Here is a 14503-nt window from a genome sequence, read left to right on the forward strand (position 1 = left end):
CCTTGCTCAGACTTCTTCGACGGACGAGGGCTCACGGCGAGACAGGTCGATGCCCAGCTCCTCGGCTGCACGGAAGACGTCTTCCTCTGCGTCCTTGAGCTCGATCGCGCTGCCGTCCTGCGAGAGGACCTCGACGTTCAGGCAGAGCGACTGCATCTCCTTGACGAGAACCTTGAACGACTCCGGGATACCCGAGTCGGGGATGTTCTCGCCCTTGACGATCGCCTCGTAGACCTTGACGCGACCAGGCACGTCGTCGGACTTGATCGTGAGCAGCTCCTGGAGCGCGTAGGCAGCGCCGTACGCCTCCATGGCCCAGACCTCCATCTCACCGAAGCGCTGGCCACCGAACTGGGCCTTACCGCCGAGCGGCTGCTGGGTGATCATCGAGTACGGGCCGGTCGAGCGCGCGTGGATCTTGTCGTCGACCAGGTGGTGGAGCTTGAGGATGTACATGTAACCGACCGCGACCGGCTCCGGGAACGGCTCGCCGGAGCGACCGTCGAAGAGGCGGGCCTTGCCGTCGGTGCCGACGACACGGACACCGTCACGGTTCGGGTTGGTGGCGCTGAGGAGACCAGTGATCTCGTCCTCGAGCGCACCGTCGAACACCGGGGTGGCGACCTTGGTGTCGGGCTCGGCCTTGTCGGCGTTGATCGCCATCAGGCGCTTGGCCCACTCGGTCTTGCGGACGTTCTTGTCGTCCGCGAGGTCGAGGTCCCAACCCTGCTTGGCGAGCCAGCCGAGGTGGAGCTCCAGGACCTGACCGATGTTCATGCGTCGCGGAACACCGAGCGGGTTCAGGATGACGTCGACCGGGGTCCCGTCCTCCATGAACGGCATGTCCTCGACGGGCAGGATCTTGGCGATGACACCCTTGTTGCCGTGACGGCCGGCGAGCTTGTCACCCACGGAGATCTTCCGCTTCTGCGCGACGTAGACACGCACCAGCTGGTTGACCCCCGGGGGCAGCTCGTCGCCCTCGTCGCGGTCGAAGACGCGGACACCGATGACGGTGCCCTCCTCGCCGTGCGGGACCTTCATCGAGGTGTCGCGGACCTCGCGCGCCTTCTCACCGAAGATCGCGCGGAGCAGGCGCTCCTCCGGGGTCAGCTCGGTCTCACCCTTGGGCGTGACCTTGCCGACGAGGATGTCACCGGTGGTGACCTCGGCGCCGATGCGGATGATGCCGCGCTCGTCGAGGTCGGCCAGCATCTCCTCGGAGACGTTCGGGATGTCCCGAGTGATCTCCTCCGGGCCCAGCTTCGTGTCGCGGGCGTCGACCTCGTGCTCCTCGATGTGGATCGAGGTGAGGTAGTCCTGCTGCACGAGACGCTGCGACAGGATGATCGCGTCCTCGTAGTTGTGACCCTGCCACGGCATGAACGCCACCAGCAGGTTCTGGCCCAGCGCCATCTCGGCACCCTCGGTGGCCGGACCGTCGGCGATCGGCGAACCGACCTCGACGCGGTCACCCTCGGTGACGAGCGGGATCTGGTTGACACAGGTGCCCTGGTTCGAGCGCTTGAACTTCGAGAGGCGGTACGTCGTGTACGTGCCGTCGTCGTTCATCGTCTCGATCAGCTCGGCCGAGACGTCCTTGACCACACCGGCGGCGGTCGCGGTGAGCACGTCACCGGCGTCCACGGCGGCGCGGTACTCGATACCGGTACCGACCAGCGGGGCCTCGCTGCGCACCAGCGGAACCGCCTGGCGCTGCATGTTGGCACCCATCAGGGCGCGGTTGGCGTCGTCGTGCTCGAGGAACGGGATCAGGGCGGTCGCGACCGACACCATCTGGCGCGGCGAGACGTCCATGTAGTCGACCTCGTTGGCCGGGATCTCAGCGACCTCGCCGTCGGCGAGGCGCACGAGGACGCGCTCGTCGAGGAACTTGCCGTTCGCGTCGATCGTGGCGTTGGCCTGCGCGATGACCTGCTTGGACTCGTCGTCGGCCGTCAGGTAGTCAATCTGCGTGGTGACCACACCGTCGACGACCTTCCGGTACGGCGTCTCGACGAAGCCGAACGGGTTGATCCGACCGAAGGACGCGAGCGAACCGATCAGACCGATGTTCGGGCCTTCCGGCGTCTCGATCGGGCACATCCGGCCGTAGTGCGACGGGTGGACGTCACGGACCTCCATGCCGGCGCGGTCGCGGGAGAGACCACCCGGGCCGAGCGCGGACAGACGACGCTTGTGCGTCAGACCCGCGAGCGGGTTGTTCTGGTCCATGAACTGCGAGAGCTGCGAGGTGCCGAAGAACTCCTTCAGCGCCGCGACGACGGGACGGATGTTGATCAGGGACTGCGGCGTGATCGCCTCGACGTCCTGGGTCGTCATCCGCTCACGCACGACGCGCTCCATCCGAGCCAGACCCGTACGGAGCTGGTTCTGGATGAGCTCACCGACGGTCCGCATCCGGCGGTTGCCGAAGTGGTCGATGTCGTCGGGCGAGATGTCGATCAGGCCCTGCGGGGTCTCGAGCTGGGTCTGGCCGTCGTGCAGCGCGACGATGTACTTGATCGCGGCGACGATGTCGTCCACGGTCAGCGTCTGCTGGTCGAACGCCTCGAGCAGGCCGAGCTTCTTGTTCACCTTGTAGCGACCGACCTTGGCGGTGTCGTAACGCTTCGGGTTGAAGTAGTAGTTGTTCAGCAGCGTCTGCGCAGCCTCACGCGTCGGCGGCTCGCCGGGACGGAGCTTGCGGTAGATGTCGAGCAGCGCGTCGTCCTGGCCGGTGGTGTTGTCCTTCTCGAGGGTCAACATCATCGACTCGTACTGGCCGAACTCTTCGCGGATCTGCTCGTTGGTCCAGCCGAGGGCCTTGAGCAGGACGGTGACGTTCTGCTTGCGCTTGCGGTCCAGACGGACGCCGACGAGGTCGCGCTTGTCGATCTCGAACTCCAGCCACGCGCCACGGCTCGGGATGAGCTTGGCGGTGAAGATGTCCTTGTCCGAGGTCTTGTCCGCGGCCCGCTCGAAGTAGACGCCGGGCGACCGGACGAGCTGGGAGACCACGACACGCTCGGTGCCGTTGATGATGAAGGTGCCCTTGTCGGTCATGAGCGGGAAGTCGCCCATGAAGACCGTCTGGCCCTTGATCTCACCGGTGTCGTTGTTGGTGAACTCCGCCGAGACGTAGAGCGGAGCGGAGTAGGTGAAGTCCTTCTCCTTGCACTCGTCGACGGTGTACTTGGGGTCGTAGAAGACCGGGTTCTCGAACGAGAGCGACATCGTCTCGGAGAAGTCCTCGATCGGAGAGATCTCTTCGAAGATCTCCTGCAGGCCGGACTTGTCCGACACGTCCTCGCCGGCGGCACGACGAGCGGCGACCCGCTCGGCGTGAGCCTCGTTGCCGACGAGCCAGTCGAAGCTGTCGGTCTGGAGGGCGAGGAGCTGGGGAACCTCGAGAGGCTCAGTGATCTTTGCGAAAGAGAGGCGACGGGAAGTGGCGGAGGAGCTGCGCGCGGCCAAGAGGAATCCTTCAACAGGTTTCGCAGGTGGATATCAGCGCGCCCACCACCACAGGGGTCACCGGATAGACCAAAGGGCATTTGAGGGCACGCGCAAAGAACGACACTAGCGCAATCTGCCCAGAGGCTCAACATGATGACCCCGAAGTTTGTCCGGGTCAAGCAGTTCGGCGGATCTCGGCGTGTCCTGGGGCCGAGTTCACTGGGTCGCGAGGCCGTCGACGAGCCAGGAATCGCCGCGTTTCACCATCGTGAGGGTGACGTGATCCTGGTACGTGACCGGCTGCGGGGAGTCGGTGTTGCTCGTCGGTCGGTCGACCAGGACGAGCACCTGGACCCGGTCCGGGGTGGCGTGCACGACGCCGGATCCGACGACCCGGGCGGTGATCACCGTCTTCGAGGTGCCCGCGTTCTGCTCGATCGCGGCCCACAGCGGATCGAACTCCTCGCTCCGGTAGCGCTCGGTGAGGTAGCTGTCGGCCTCGGCCTTGTCCTGGTCGAGCGTGCGGTAGTCGTAGGAGACGATCGGCAGGATCGCCTGCTCGGCCACCTCCTGGGCGGCGCGCCCGGCGTCCTCGGCCGCGATCGGGTCGGGCCGGGACCAGGAGTACGCCGCCGCGGCGACGAGCACGATCGCGACGACCCCGAGCACGGCGAGGACCCAGCCGCGGGTGAGCCGGCTCACGGCGTCGCTCCCGGGGTCGCGGAGGCGTCGGGGCTCGGCTCGGCGGTCGCGCCGACCGGGGTGAAGTTGTCGACCTTCCACTCCCCGCCCTGGCGGACCAGGACGACCTCGACCCGGTAGGGCTGCGGGTCGGCGGTGACCCGCTTGGTCGGGTCGGTCGGCGCCTTCGGGTCGGCGAAGGTGTTCGTGAACTCCCCGGCGACGATCACCGTCGCCCGGCCCCGGTCGGTGTCCAGCTCGCTCGCCCCGGTCGCGTAGACCTGGGTGGTGCGGGCCAGTCCGCTCTGGACCACGGTCGCCTCGGCGTACGGCACGTTGGTCTCGAAGTCGGCCTTGAACTTGGCCGTGACCAGCTCCTCGACGTTGCGACGGTACGCCGGCATCGACTGTCCCTCGACCAGGTCGGGACCGTAGCTGTTGACCGTGGTCATGAAGGCCCGGGCCTGGGTCATCACGTCGTCACGCGCGTCCTGCGTCGGGTTGTCCGTCGACCACGGAGCACCGCCGCGGTGGACGGCCTGGTAGGCCATCGCTGCGAGGGCGAGCACGATCAGGAGGGAGCCGACGACCAGCATCCCTCGACGCAGGATCACTCCGGGGCGCCCCAGCTGAAGGCGCCGGAGCTCTGGTCGTAGGTACCGATCACGGAGGAAGTATCCACCGGACCCCGGTACGGCGCGCGCTTGAGGTTCTGCGCGCCTCGCGGGTTGGACTGGCTCGGGGAGTCGGTGCACCGTGCGTTGGAGTTCAGCGGACGGTCGGCGGTGTTCTGCGGCGAGCGCTTCTTGGTGCCGCCGTAGCCGTTCTCGCAGAGCTTGTCCGTGGTCAGGACGAGCCCGAAGTGGGCGTCGTACTGGCCGCTGACGTTGTCCTTGTCGACGACGGTGAAGCCGCCCTCGACGACGAACGGGTAGATCACGAGGATCGACCGCAGGCCCGGCAGGCGTTCGTAGACGACGTCGCCGATCGTCACCGACTTCCGGAGCAGCTCGGTCAGGTTGACGCTGTTCTCGTCGAGGAACTGCTTGAGCTGGCTGGCTCCGGCGGCCCCGTTGGCGATCAGCTTCCGCAGGTCGGGGTCGCTCCCGGCGAGCACGTTGCTGAACAGCTCGAGGTTGCGGGAGAACGACGTGATCGCGCTCGCGGTCGCGATCTGGCCGGACAGCACCGTGTTGGAGTCCTGGATCAGGTTGCTGGTCAGGTCGAAGTTGGCGTTCGCGGTCCGGATGAACGACGTGCTGGAGTCGAGGATCGTCTGCAGGGCCGTCGCGGTCCCGCCGAAGGCGGTGCCCAGCTCGCTGATGGTGGTCGTCAGCGACTGGGTGTCGACCGAGCCGACCGTGGTCGCAGCGTCGCCGAGCAGCTTCTCGGTCGGCAGCGGGGTCCGGGTGCGTGACGCGGCGATCTCCGAGCCGTCCTGGAGGTAGGGCCCCTTCTCCGACTGCGGCTGCAGGTCGACGTACTGCTCGCCGACCGCTGAGCGGTTGGCGACCTGGGCGATCGCGTCGGCCGGGATCGTGTCGTAGCTGTTGTCGATGTCGAGGTGGACGTCGACGCCGTCGTCGGCGAGGTCCATGGCACTGACGGTGCCGACCTTGACCCCGCGCCAGTCGACCTCGGCGCCCTCGTAGACGCCGCCGGAGGAGGGCAGGTGCACCACGACCGTGTAGGCCGAGTCGTGCACCAGCCGGCCCAGGCCGGCGTAGCGGGCGCCGGCGAAGGTCACGCCGACGACGGTGATCAGCGCGAAGATGAGGAGCTGGACCTTGGTCCGTCGGGTGATCACTTCGTCGCCCCCTTCACGGCGAGGCCCGGCACGAGCAGCCGGACCAGGCTCGGGTCGTAGACACCGCTGAGCTCGTCGTAGGTGAACGACCCGCTCACCTCGCCGTCGGACGAGGCGGTCGCTCCGGGAGCGGCCCGCAGCAGACCGGGCAGCAGGCCGGCCAGGGTGTCGTTCAACGGGCTCGGCAGGATCTGGTGGAGCGCCGACGGGAGCTGGGACGGCACGGTCCCGGAGAGGTTGGGCAGCCCGGGCACCTGGTTGAGCACGCCGCACAGCGCGGTGTCCCGGTTGGCCGGCTTCTTGCAGGCGTTGAGCAGGTCCAACAGGGTCGTGCCGGCCGCCAGCAGGTCCTTGCAGGCCTTGCCCGTGAGGTCGCCCGAGGTCAGGCACTTGAGCAGGTTGTTGACCACGTTGGTCGGGTTGATCGCCGACGGCACCGGGTTGCCCAGGTTGCTCAGCGGCCCCGAGGCGTCGATCTGGAGGTCGATCGCGAGGTTGACGTAGTCACCCATGTGCAGGTTGCGCGCCACCTGCGGGTCGCGGCCGACGACCTCGTCGACGAACGGGTAGGTGAAGGCGGTGTCGAGGGAGTTCACCAGGTGGTCCCCGGCCGCCGCGAGCTGGGTCAGCGTCGGCTGCAGGTTCTCGACCGTCCGGATGACCTGCGCCTTGGACGCCTTGATCACGCGGGTGCCCACCACGCCGAGGTCGCTGAGCGCCTGCAGCATGGTGACCAGGTCCTTGCGCTGGGAGTCGATGCTCTCCAGCGCGCCCGGGAGGTCCTCGAGGGTGGCGTCGATGGTGGCTTCCTGGGCCCGGGCCGAGACGGCCAGCCGGTCCAGGGCCTCGATCGCGTGCACGATGTCGCCCTTGTGCGCGTCCAGCTGGGAGGCGAACGCGTTCGCCTGGGTGAGCACGCTGCGGGCGGCGTCCTCGCGACCGGAGAGCGCCTTGTTGAGCTCGACGGAGATGGTCTGCAGCTGAGCGACACCGCCACCGTTGAGGATCAGGCTGAGCGCCCCGAGCACCTCTTCGAGCTCCGGGTTGCGGCCGCTGCTGGCCAGGGTGATGGTGTCACCCGTGGTCAGCCGGGTGGGGCTCGCGTCGGTGGCCGGCGCGGCCAGGTCGACGAACTTCTCCCCGAGCAGGCTGGTCTGACGGATGTTGGCGACCGCGTTGACCGGCAGGTCGGTGTCGCGACGGATCTTGATCCGGACGTCGGCGTGGCCGTCCTCGAGGGTGATCGCGTCGACCCGGCCCACCGTGACGTCGCCGACCTTGACCGAGGAGTCCGGCACCAGGTCGAGCACGTCGGCGAACTCGACGGTCACCGTGATCGGGTTCTTCCCCACGTCCGCGCCGCCCGGGAGAGGCAGCGAGTAGGCGTCGAAGCTGCACGCGGACAGGCCGACCGCTGAGGCCAGGAGCAGGGCCAGGCCCGCCGTACGACGGCGCCAGGTCGGCCGGGATGCGTTCGCGGTCATCGGACCAGTCCCCCGAGCGTGAGGTCGTTGCGCTTCCCGGACGCGCTTCCGGTGCCGGCGAGGGCACCGAAGACGTCGCCGCTGCGACCGTTGCCACCGAGCAGCTTGCACAGCTGGCCCGACGCGTCGATGTTGTTCAGGATCGTGCAGGCGCTGAGCGGGAGGTTGGCCAGGCTGTAGCCGACGAGCTTGTCCAGGTTGGCCTGGGTGTCGAGCGTGCCGGAGCGCGGGTTGTAGGCGTGGAACAGGTTGTCGAGCGCGAGCGGCGCGTTGTTGAGCGTCTCGGAGAGCTCGTCGCGACGCTTCACCACGGTGGTGGCCAGCCGGTTGAGGCTGGCGATGTCGTCGTGCAGCACCGTCTTGTTCTCGGTGACGAAGGTCTTGACCTCGCCGAGCGCCGTGGCGAGGTTGCGCAGCGACGCGGACAGGTCGTTGCGCTCGCCGGCGAGCAGCTCCGAGACCGAGGCGAGCGAGGTGTTGAAGTCCCGCACGGTGTCGTCGTTCTTCGCCAGCGTGCCGATGAAGCCCTCGAGCTTCTCCGCCGAACCGAACAGCTCGTCCTTGTTGTCGTCCAGGGTCTGGGTGAGGTCGGAGAAGTCGTTGATCGTCTGGTTGACGGTCTTGCCCTCTCCGCCGAAGTTCTTCGCGGTCTGCTCGAGCAGGTCGCTCAGGGCACCGTTCTTGTTGGCCCCCTCGGGGCCGACGGCGACGACGAGGTCGTCGAGGCTGCTGTAGATGTCGTCGAGCTCCAGCGGCGTGCCGGTCCGGGCGACGTCGAGGACGGCGCCGTCGGCGAGCATCGGGCCGGAGGTGTAGGCCGGGGTGAGCTGGATGAACCGGTCACCGACCACGGACGGGGCGACGATCAGGGCCTTGGCATCGGCCGGGACCTTGACGTCGGCGTCGTAGCTGAGCGTGACCTTGACCGAGGTGCCCCCCGGCTCGACCTTGTCGACGGTGCCGACGGTGACGCCGAGGATGCGGACCTCGCTGCCCTCGTAGACCGACACGGTGCGCGGGAACTCCGCGACCAGGGTCTTCTCCCCGGGACCGGAGAGGATCCGGACGCCGAGCACGATCACGACCAGGGCGATGGCGGCTGGGACGACCCAGCGAAGGACGCGCTTCATCAGCCCACCGCCGGCACGGGAGGAAGGTTCTGGATGTAGGAGTCGAACCACGGTCCGTTGCCGAGCACGTTGGCGAAGAGCCGGTAGAACGGAGCCATCAGGCGCAGGCTCTCATCGATGTTCTCCTGGTTCTTCTCCAGCACCGCGAGCACGCCCTTGACCTGCGTGAGGGCCGGGTTGAGGTCGGTGCGGGTCTCCCGGATGAGACCGGTGAGCTGCTTCGACAGGGATGCGGTCGAGGTGAGCAGGTCGTGCACCGCCGCACGCCGCGCCACCAGCGAGGTGAAGAGGCCGTCGGCGTCCTTCATCAGCGCCACGATGTCGCCGTCGCGCTGGTCGAGGACGGTGCTGACCCGCTCGAGGTTGGTGAGCAGGGTCGAGATCTGCTCGTCCTTCGCCGCCAGGTTCCGCGAGAGCGCGGAGACACCGTCGAGTGCGGCCTTGAACGAGTCAGGGGTGGTCCGGGTCAGGTCCGACAGGGTGGTGAACGCCTCGGCGAGCTGATCGGTGTCGATGTCGCCGGCGGTGTCGGCCAGACCGGTGAAGGCGTCGACGACGTCGTACGGCGACTCGGTGCGCGAGACCGGGATCTCGGCGCCGTCCGCGAGCTGACCGGCTCCGGCAGGCTCCAGGGCGAGGAACATCGCGCCGAGGATCGTCTTGATCTTGATCGCCGCGGCGGTCTTCTCACCGAAGTGGGAGTCGGTCTTGATCCGGAACCCGACCTTGACCTGGTCGCCGTCGAGCTCGATGGAGTCCACCTTGCCCACCCGGACACCGGCGATCCGGACCTCGTCGCCCGTCTTGAGACCGCCGGCCTCGGAGAAGGCGGCGTAGTACTTCGTCCCGCCGCCGATCAGGGGCAGGTCCTGCGCCTTGAAGGCGCCCATCATCAGCAACGCGATCGCGGCCAGGCTGACCGCCCCGATGACCAGGGGGTTGCGCTCGCGGAACGGCTTGAACTCGCCGCCGAACAGACGCCTCATCCGAGCTTGCACCTCGTCCCCGTGTTCAGCTTGAGCGCGCTCGTCCCGACCTGGATCTGCTGCTTGTTCGGCAGCTTCACCGTCGCGTCGAAGTTGCAGAGGAAGAAGTTGAACCACGAGCCGTAGCTGGCGGTGTTCCCGACCTTGTTGAGCTTGATCGGCAGCACCTGGAGGCTCCGGTCGAGCTCGGCCTTGTTCTTGTTGATGTTCGCTCCGAGCTGGCGCAGCTGGGTGACGTCCGTCGGGAGCGGTCCACGCAGACCCTGGAGCAGGTCGGCGGTCTGGACCGAGACCTCGGAGATCTGGTCGAGGGAGTTCAGGATCGCGTCCTTGTCCTGGGACAACCCGCCCACGAACGAGCGGAACGTCGTGATCAGGCGGGAGAGCTGCTGGTCGCGGTCACCGAGGTGGTCGAGCACCTGGTTGAGGTTGGCGATCAGCGAGTCGATCACCGCGTTCCGGTCGGCGAGGGTCTGGGTGACCGAGGCGGTGTGGGTGAGCAGGCTCTCCAGCGTGCCGCCCTCCCCCTGGAAGACCTTCACGATCTCGTAGGAGAGCTGGTTCACGTCGTCCGGCGAGAGTGCCCGGAAGAGCGGCTTGAAGCCGTTGAAGAGCACGGACAGGTCGAGCGAGGGCTGGGTCTGGGAGACCGGGATGACCTGGTCGGCGTGCATCCGGTTCCCGCTGTCGAGGGTGTCGGTCAGCGCCACGTACCGCTGGCCCACGATGTTCCGGTACCGGATCGTGGCCCGGGTCGCGTCGGCCAGGTGCTGGTCGGACGCCACCGTGAAGGTGACCAGCGCCTTGGTCCGGTCGGTGATCTCGATCTTCTTGACCGTGCCGACCTTGACCCCGGCGATCCGGATGTCGTCGCCCTTCGCGACGCCGGTCGCGTCGGTGAAGACGGCCTTGTACCGCTGGGTGCCGCCGAACGAGAGGTTGCCGATGGTGAGCACCAGGATCCCCGTCGCCATCGCGGTCACCACCATGAAGATGGTCAGCTTGACCAGGTCCTTGGTGGTCTTCGAGTCGAGACCTGTCCTGCTCACTTGAGGTTCCCCCCGGTCCCGTCGTTGACCTGCGGGACGACCCTCAGCGGGTTCGCCTGGTTCCACGGCGGCGTCGGCAGGTGCCCGCACGCCGGGCCGCGGTCCTCCTTCATGACCGGCTGGTCCGCGGCGGTGTAGGCCCGCGGCTGGTTGGGCAGCGTCTCGAGCACGATGTGGAGCGTGTAGCCGCGGAAGACGTTCCCGACCCGCTGGCCGAGCGCGTCCAGGCCGCCCAGCAGGCAGGGGAACTCGGTCGAGTAGCGCGCCGTGGTGGCGAGCAGCCCGTCGTTGATCCGGGCGAGGTCGGTCAGGCTCTTCTCGTTGGTGCGCAGGAACGCCTCGGCGGTGCCCGACAGGGCGGTGGTGTTCCGGAGCAGGTCACGCACGGGCTGCTGCTTCTCCTGCAGGGTGCCGGCGGTGACGAGGGTGTTGCGCAGCGTCTGGGAGAGCTCGGGGATCACCGAGTTGTAGGTGTCGGCCACGCGCGCGGTCTGGCGCAGGTCGTCGAGCAGCACCGGCAGCTCGGGGTTGAGCTTCTTCAGGTAGGAGTCGGCGGTCTCGAGGGACTCACCGAGCTGCTCACCCCGGCCCTCGAGCGCCGTCGAGACCGCGTTCAGCGTCATGTTGAGGTCGGCCGGCTGGACGGCGCGCAGCAGCGGGTACAGGTCGTTGAGGACGGCGTCGAGCTCGGTCGAGATCTGGGTCTTCTTGATCACGTCACCGGCACGGAGCGACGCGCTCGCGGTCGCCGCGGTGCCCTCGGGCACCTGGAGGGAGACGTACTTCTCGCCGAAGAGCGTCTTCGGCAGGATCGCCCCGGTCACGTCGGCGGGGACGGTGCCGATCTCGTCGGGGTAGAGCCCGAGCGTGATGGTGGCGCCGTCGGCGTCGGCGCTGGTCGACAGGACCTCACCGACGATCACGCCACGGACCTTGACGTCGGCACGGTCGGGCAGCTGCAGGCCGACCGAGCTGGTCTGCAGGGTGACCTCGTCGTAGGTGGCGAACTTCTTGGTGAAGACCGCGTAGACGAGCCAGACACCGACGACCATCAGGGCGATGAAGCAGACCCCCAGCAGCCGGAACCGAGTGGGGTTGTTCATCCGGCCAACCTCACCGTCGTGACCGAGCCCCAGATCGCCATCGAGAGGAACAGGTCGAGGATCGCCACGGTGACGATGCTGGTCCGCACGGCGCGACCGACGGCGACACCGACGCCGGCGGGTCCGCCCGAGGCGGTGTAGCCGTGGTAGCAGTGGATCAGGATGATGACGACGGCGAAGACGACGACCTTGCCGAACGACCACAGCACGTCCCCCGGCGGGAGGAAGGTGCTGAAGTAGTGGTCGTAGGTCCCGGTCGACTGGCCGAACACCTTGGTCACGGTGAAGCGCGTCGCCAGGTACGACGACAGCAGGCCGACGACGTACAGCGGGATGATGGCGATCAGACCAGCGATGATCCGGGTGGTGACCAGGAACGGGATGGACGGGACGGCCATCACCTCGAGGGCGTCGACCTCCTCGGAGATCCGCATCGCGCCGAGCTGGGCGGTGAAGCCGCAGCCGACGGTGGCAGCCATCGCGATCGAGGCGACCAGGGGCGCGATCTCGCGGGTGTTGAAGTAGGCGCTGACGAAGCCCGAGAACGCGCTGGTGCCCAGCTGGTTGAGCGCGGCGTAGCCCTGCAGTCCGACCTCGGTGCCGGTGAAGAAGGTCATCGCGGTGATCACGCCGATGGTGCCGCCGATGATGGCGAGGGAGCCGGAGCCGAGGGTGACCTCGGCGAGGAGCCGGGCGATCTCGCGGCGGTAGCGGCCCAGGGCGCGCGGGATCCAGCTGAGCGCACGCAGGTAGAACGCGAGCTCGCGGCCGAGCCGGTCGAGCCAGTTGAGCGGACGGCTGGCGGCCTTGCTCGCACTGGCCCCGGCGGCGGTGAAGAGACTCATGGCGCTACCCCGTCTTCGCCGGGATGAACTGGATGTAGAGCGCACTCATCACGAAGTTCGCGACGAAGAGCAGCATGAACGTGATCACGACCGACATGTTGACCGCGTCGCCGACGCCCTTCGGGCCGCCGCCGGCGTTCATCCCCATGTAGGAGGCGACGATGGCGGCGATCAGGCCGAAGACGAGCGCCTTCGCCAGGCCCTGCCAGACGTCCGGCAGCTGCGCCAGCGCGGTGAAGCTGGCCAGGTAGGCCCCTGGTGTACCGCCTTGGATGATCACGTTGAAGACGTAGCCGCCGAGCACGCCGACGACGCTGACGAGGCCGTTGAGGAACACCGAGACGAGCATGCAGGCCAGCACCCGCGGCACGACGAGCCGCTGGATCGGGTCGATGCCCAGCACCATCATGGCGTCGAGCTCCTCGCGGATCTTGCGGGCGCCCAGGTCGGCCGCGATCGCCGAGCCACCGGCACCGGCGATCAGCAGCGCGGTCGCGATCGGGCCGGCCTCACGCACGACGGCGAGCACGCTGGCCGAGCCGACGAACGACTGGGCGCCGAACTGCTTGATCAGGCCGCCGACCTGGAGCGCGATGACGGCGCCGAAGGGGATGGCGACCAGGGCCGTGGGCACGATCGTGACGGACGCGATGAACCAGGCCTGCTGGATGAACTCACGCAGCTGGAACGGGCGGCGGAACAGGCTGCGGAACACGTCGAGCCCGAAGGCGAAGAAGCGTCCGGCCGTCCCGACCGGCCTCAGGACCCGAGCCGCGGTCAGGGAGGACATGACCGATCAGACCTCGGCCGTGATTCCCCTGCCGCCAGCCAGGACGGAGTCCGGCTGGAAGGAGCCAGGGGGCGGGGTGACGCCGTTCTGCCGGCACCATTCGCCCGGAGCCTGCTGGCTGCGGCGCGGGATCCCGTTGGAGGGCTCCAGCTGCAGGGCGATCGGGGGCAGCGGGGGAAGGTCCATGTCCTTCTCCGCGGCGAGCTGGTCGGCGTCCTTCTCCTCACTCATCCCGATCGGGCCGACGCGTTGGGCGTTGAGGAACTGGCGGACCACCGGCTCCTCGGAGGAGAGCAGCATCTCGCGGGGGCCGAACATGGCCAGGTGCTTGTGGTAGAGCAGGCCGATGTTGTCGGGCACCGTGCGGGCGGTGTTGATGTCGTGGGTGACGATCAGGAAGGTGGCGTCGATCTGGGCGTTGAGGTCGACGATGAGCTGGTTGAGGAACGCGGTGCGGACCGGGTCCAGGCCGGAGTCGGGTTCGTCGAAGAGGATGATCTCGGGGTCGAGGACCAGGGCGCGGGCCAGGCCGGCACGCTTGCGCATGCCGCCGGAGATCTCACCGGGGAGCTTGTCCTCGGCGCCGATCAGGCCGACGAGGTCCATCTTCTCCATGACGATGTTGCGGATCTCGGTCTCGGACTTCTTGGTGTGCTCCCGCAGCGGGAAGGCGACGTTGTCGTAGAGGTTCATCGAGCCGAACATCGCGCCGTCCTGGAACAGGACGCCGAAGAGCTTCCGGATCTCGTAGAGCTCCTTCTCGGAGCAGGTGACGAGGTCCGTGCCCTCGATGATCACCGAGCCGGAATCGGGCTTGAGCAGTCCGATCACGGTCTTGAGCAGGACGGACTTGCCGGTACCCGAAGGCCCGAGCATCACGCAGATCTCTCCGGCAGGGATCGTCAGGCTGACGTCTCCCCAGATCAACTGCTTGCCGAAGCTCTTCGTGAGGTTTTCGATCTTGATGTCGACGCCCATGGCGCACCGATCTCCCGTCCCAGTTCCACAACCTACTGATCCGTAACAACGTCGAAGTGTGACTGAGGTTACGGCTCGTCCAGGCAGTCGATCGGCTTCGAGAACGGGTTCTAGACCCATTTGCCCGAAGTTCCGGCGGGAGGCGACGGAGGGGGCCCGAAATGCCACCAGGGCGACCACCGTGAGGTGGT

Annotated in this window: 12 protein-coding genes; all 12 read right to left on the reverse strand. The window is 67.7% G+C overall.

Translation table 11 applies throughout. The features are described from left to right. Positions 1 to 6: 6 nt before the first annotated feature. On the reverse strand, positions 7 to 3477 hold the full coding sequence (gene rpoB, locus ACZ5J1_RS15110) for a DNA-directed RNA polymerase subunit beta (RefSeq protein WP_464560230.1): 3471 nt from the start codon (positions 3475 to 3477) through the stop codon (positions 7 to 9). A 198-nt stretch (positions 3478 to 3675) separates the two neighbouring features. Beyond that, positions 3676 to 4161, reverse strand: a complete 486-nt coding sequence (locus ACZ5J1_RS15115; RefSeq protein ID WP_464560232.1) for a hypothetical protein — start codon at positions 4159 to 4161, stop codon at positions 3676 to 3678. Beyond that, on the reverse strand, positions 4158 to 4754 hold the full coding sequence (locus ACZ5J1_RS15120) for a hypothetical protein (RefSeq protein WP_464560234.1): 597 nt from the start codon (positions 4752 to 4754) through the stop codon (positions 4158 to 4160). Before ACZ5J1_RS15120 ends, ACZ5J1_RS15115 begins: the two co-directional genes overlap by 4 nt. Beyond that, a complete protein-coding gene (locus tag ACZ5J1_RS15125; RefSeq protein WP_464560236.1) occupies positions 4751 to 5947 on the reverse strand; it encodes an MCE family protein in 1197 nt (398 codons plus the stop codon). Before ACZ5J1_RS15125 ends, ACZ5J1_RS15120 begins: the two co-directional genes overlap by 4 nt. Beyond that, positions 5944 to 7431: an MCE family protein gene (locus ACZ5J1_RS15130; protein ID WP_464560238.1), complete on the reverse strand. Its 1488-nt coding sequence runs from the start codon at positions 7429 to 7431 to the stop codon at positions 5944 to 5946. Before ACZ5J1_RS15130 ends, ACZ5J1_RS15125 begins: the two co-directional genes overlap by 4 nt. Further along, positions 7428 to 8561: an MCE family protein gene (locus ACZ5J1_RS15135; RefSeq protein ID WP_464560240.1), complete on the reverse strand. Its 1134-nt coding sequence runs from the start codon at positions 8559 to 8561 to the stop codon at positions 7428 to 7430. Before ACZ5J1_RS15135 ends, ACZ5J1_RS15130 begins: the two co-directional genes overlap by 4 nt. Next, entirely contained in the window at positions 8561 to 9547 is a 987-nt protein-coding gene (locus ACZ5J1_RS15140) for an MCE family protein (RefSeq protein ID WP_464560242.1), read from the reverse strand. The genes ACZ5J1_RS15135 and ACZ5J1_RS15140 overlap by 1 nt, the downstream gene beginning before the upstream one ends. Continuing rightward, positions 9544 to 10596: an MCE family protein gene (locus ACZ5J1_RS15145; protein ID WP_464560244.1), complete on the reverse strand. Its 1053-nt coding sequence runs from the start codon at positions 10594 to 10596 to the stop codon at positions 9544 to 9546. Before ACZ5J1_RS15145 ends, ACZ5J1_RS15140 begins: the two co-directional genes overlap by 4 nt. Further along, positions 10593 to 11699: an MCE family protein gene (locus tag ACZ5J1_RS15150; protein WP_464560246.1), complete on the reverse strand. Its 1107-nt coding sequence runs from the start codon at positions 11697 to 11699 to the stop codon at positions 10593 to 10595. Before ACZ5J1_RS15150 ends, ACZ5J1_RS15145 begins: the two co-directional genes overlap by 4 nt. Next, on the reverse strand, positions 11696 to 12544 hold the full coding sequence (locus ACZ5J1_RS15155) for an MlaE family ABC transporter permease (RefSeq protein ID WP_464560248.1): 849 nt from the start codon (positions 12542 to 12544) through the stop codon (positions 11696 to 11698). The genes ACZ5J1_RS15150 and ACZ5J1_RS15155 overlap by 4 nt, the downstream gene beginning before the upstream one ends. Positions 12545 to 12548: 4 nt before the next feature. Continuing rightward, complete coding sequence (locus ACZ5J1_RS15160) at positions 12549 to 13334, reverse strand: MlaE family ABC transporter permease (RefSeq protein ID WP_464560250.1); 786 nt, start codon at positions 13332 to 13334, stop codon at positions 12549 to 12551. Between the two features lie 6 nt (positions 13335 to 13340). Further along, the gene (locus ACZ5J1_RS15165) at positions 13341 to 14312 is read right to left on the reverse strand and encodes an ABC transporter ATP-binding protein (protein ID WP_464560252.1); all 972 of its coding nucleotides are present in this window, start codon (positions 14310 to 14312) and stop codon (positions 13341 to 13343) included. Positions 14313 to 14503 lie beyond the last annotated feature (191 nt).

It is taken from the genome of Nocardioides sp. JCM 18999 (assembly GCF_055391175.1).

Coding starts and splice junctions, on each gene's coding strand:
- ACZ5J1_RS15130 (WP_464560238.1), bottom strand. CDS start 7,431: ATGACCGCGAACGCATCCCGGCCGACCTGGCGCCGTCGTACGGCGGGC.
- ACZ5J1_RS15135 (WP_464560240.1), bottom strand. CDS start 8,561: ATGAAGCGCGTCCTTCGCTGGGTCGTCCCAGCCGCCATCGCCCTGGTC.
- ACZ5J1_RS15140 (WP_464560242.1), bottom strand. CDS start 9,547: ATGAGGCGTCTGTTCGGCGGCGAGTTCAAGCCGTTCCGCGAGCGCAAC.
- ACZ5J1_RS15150 (WP_464560246.1), bottom strand. CDS start 11,699: ATGAACAACCCCACTCGGTTCCGGCTGCTGGGGGTCTGCTTCATCGCC.
- ACZ5J1_RS15155 (WP_464560248.1), bottom strand. CDS start 12,544: ATGAGTCTCTTCACCGCCGCCGGGGCCAGTGCGAGCAAGGCCGCCAGC.
- ACZ5J1_RS15160 (WP_464560250.1), bottom strand. CDS start 13,334: ATGTCCTCCCTGACCGCGGCTCGGGTCCTGAGGCCGGTCGGGACGGCC.
- ACZ5J1_RS15165 (WP_464560252.1), bottom strand. CDS start 14,312: ATGGGCGTCGACATCAAGATCGAAAACCTCACGAAGAGCTTCGGCAAG.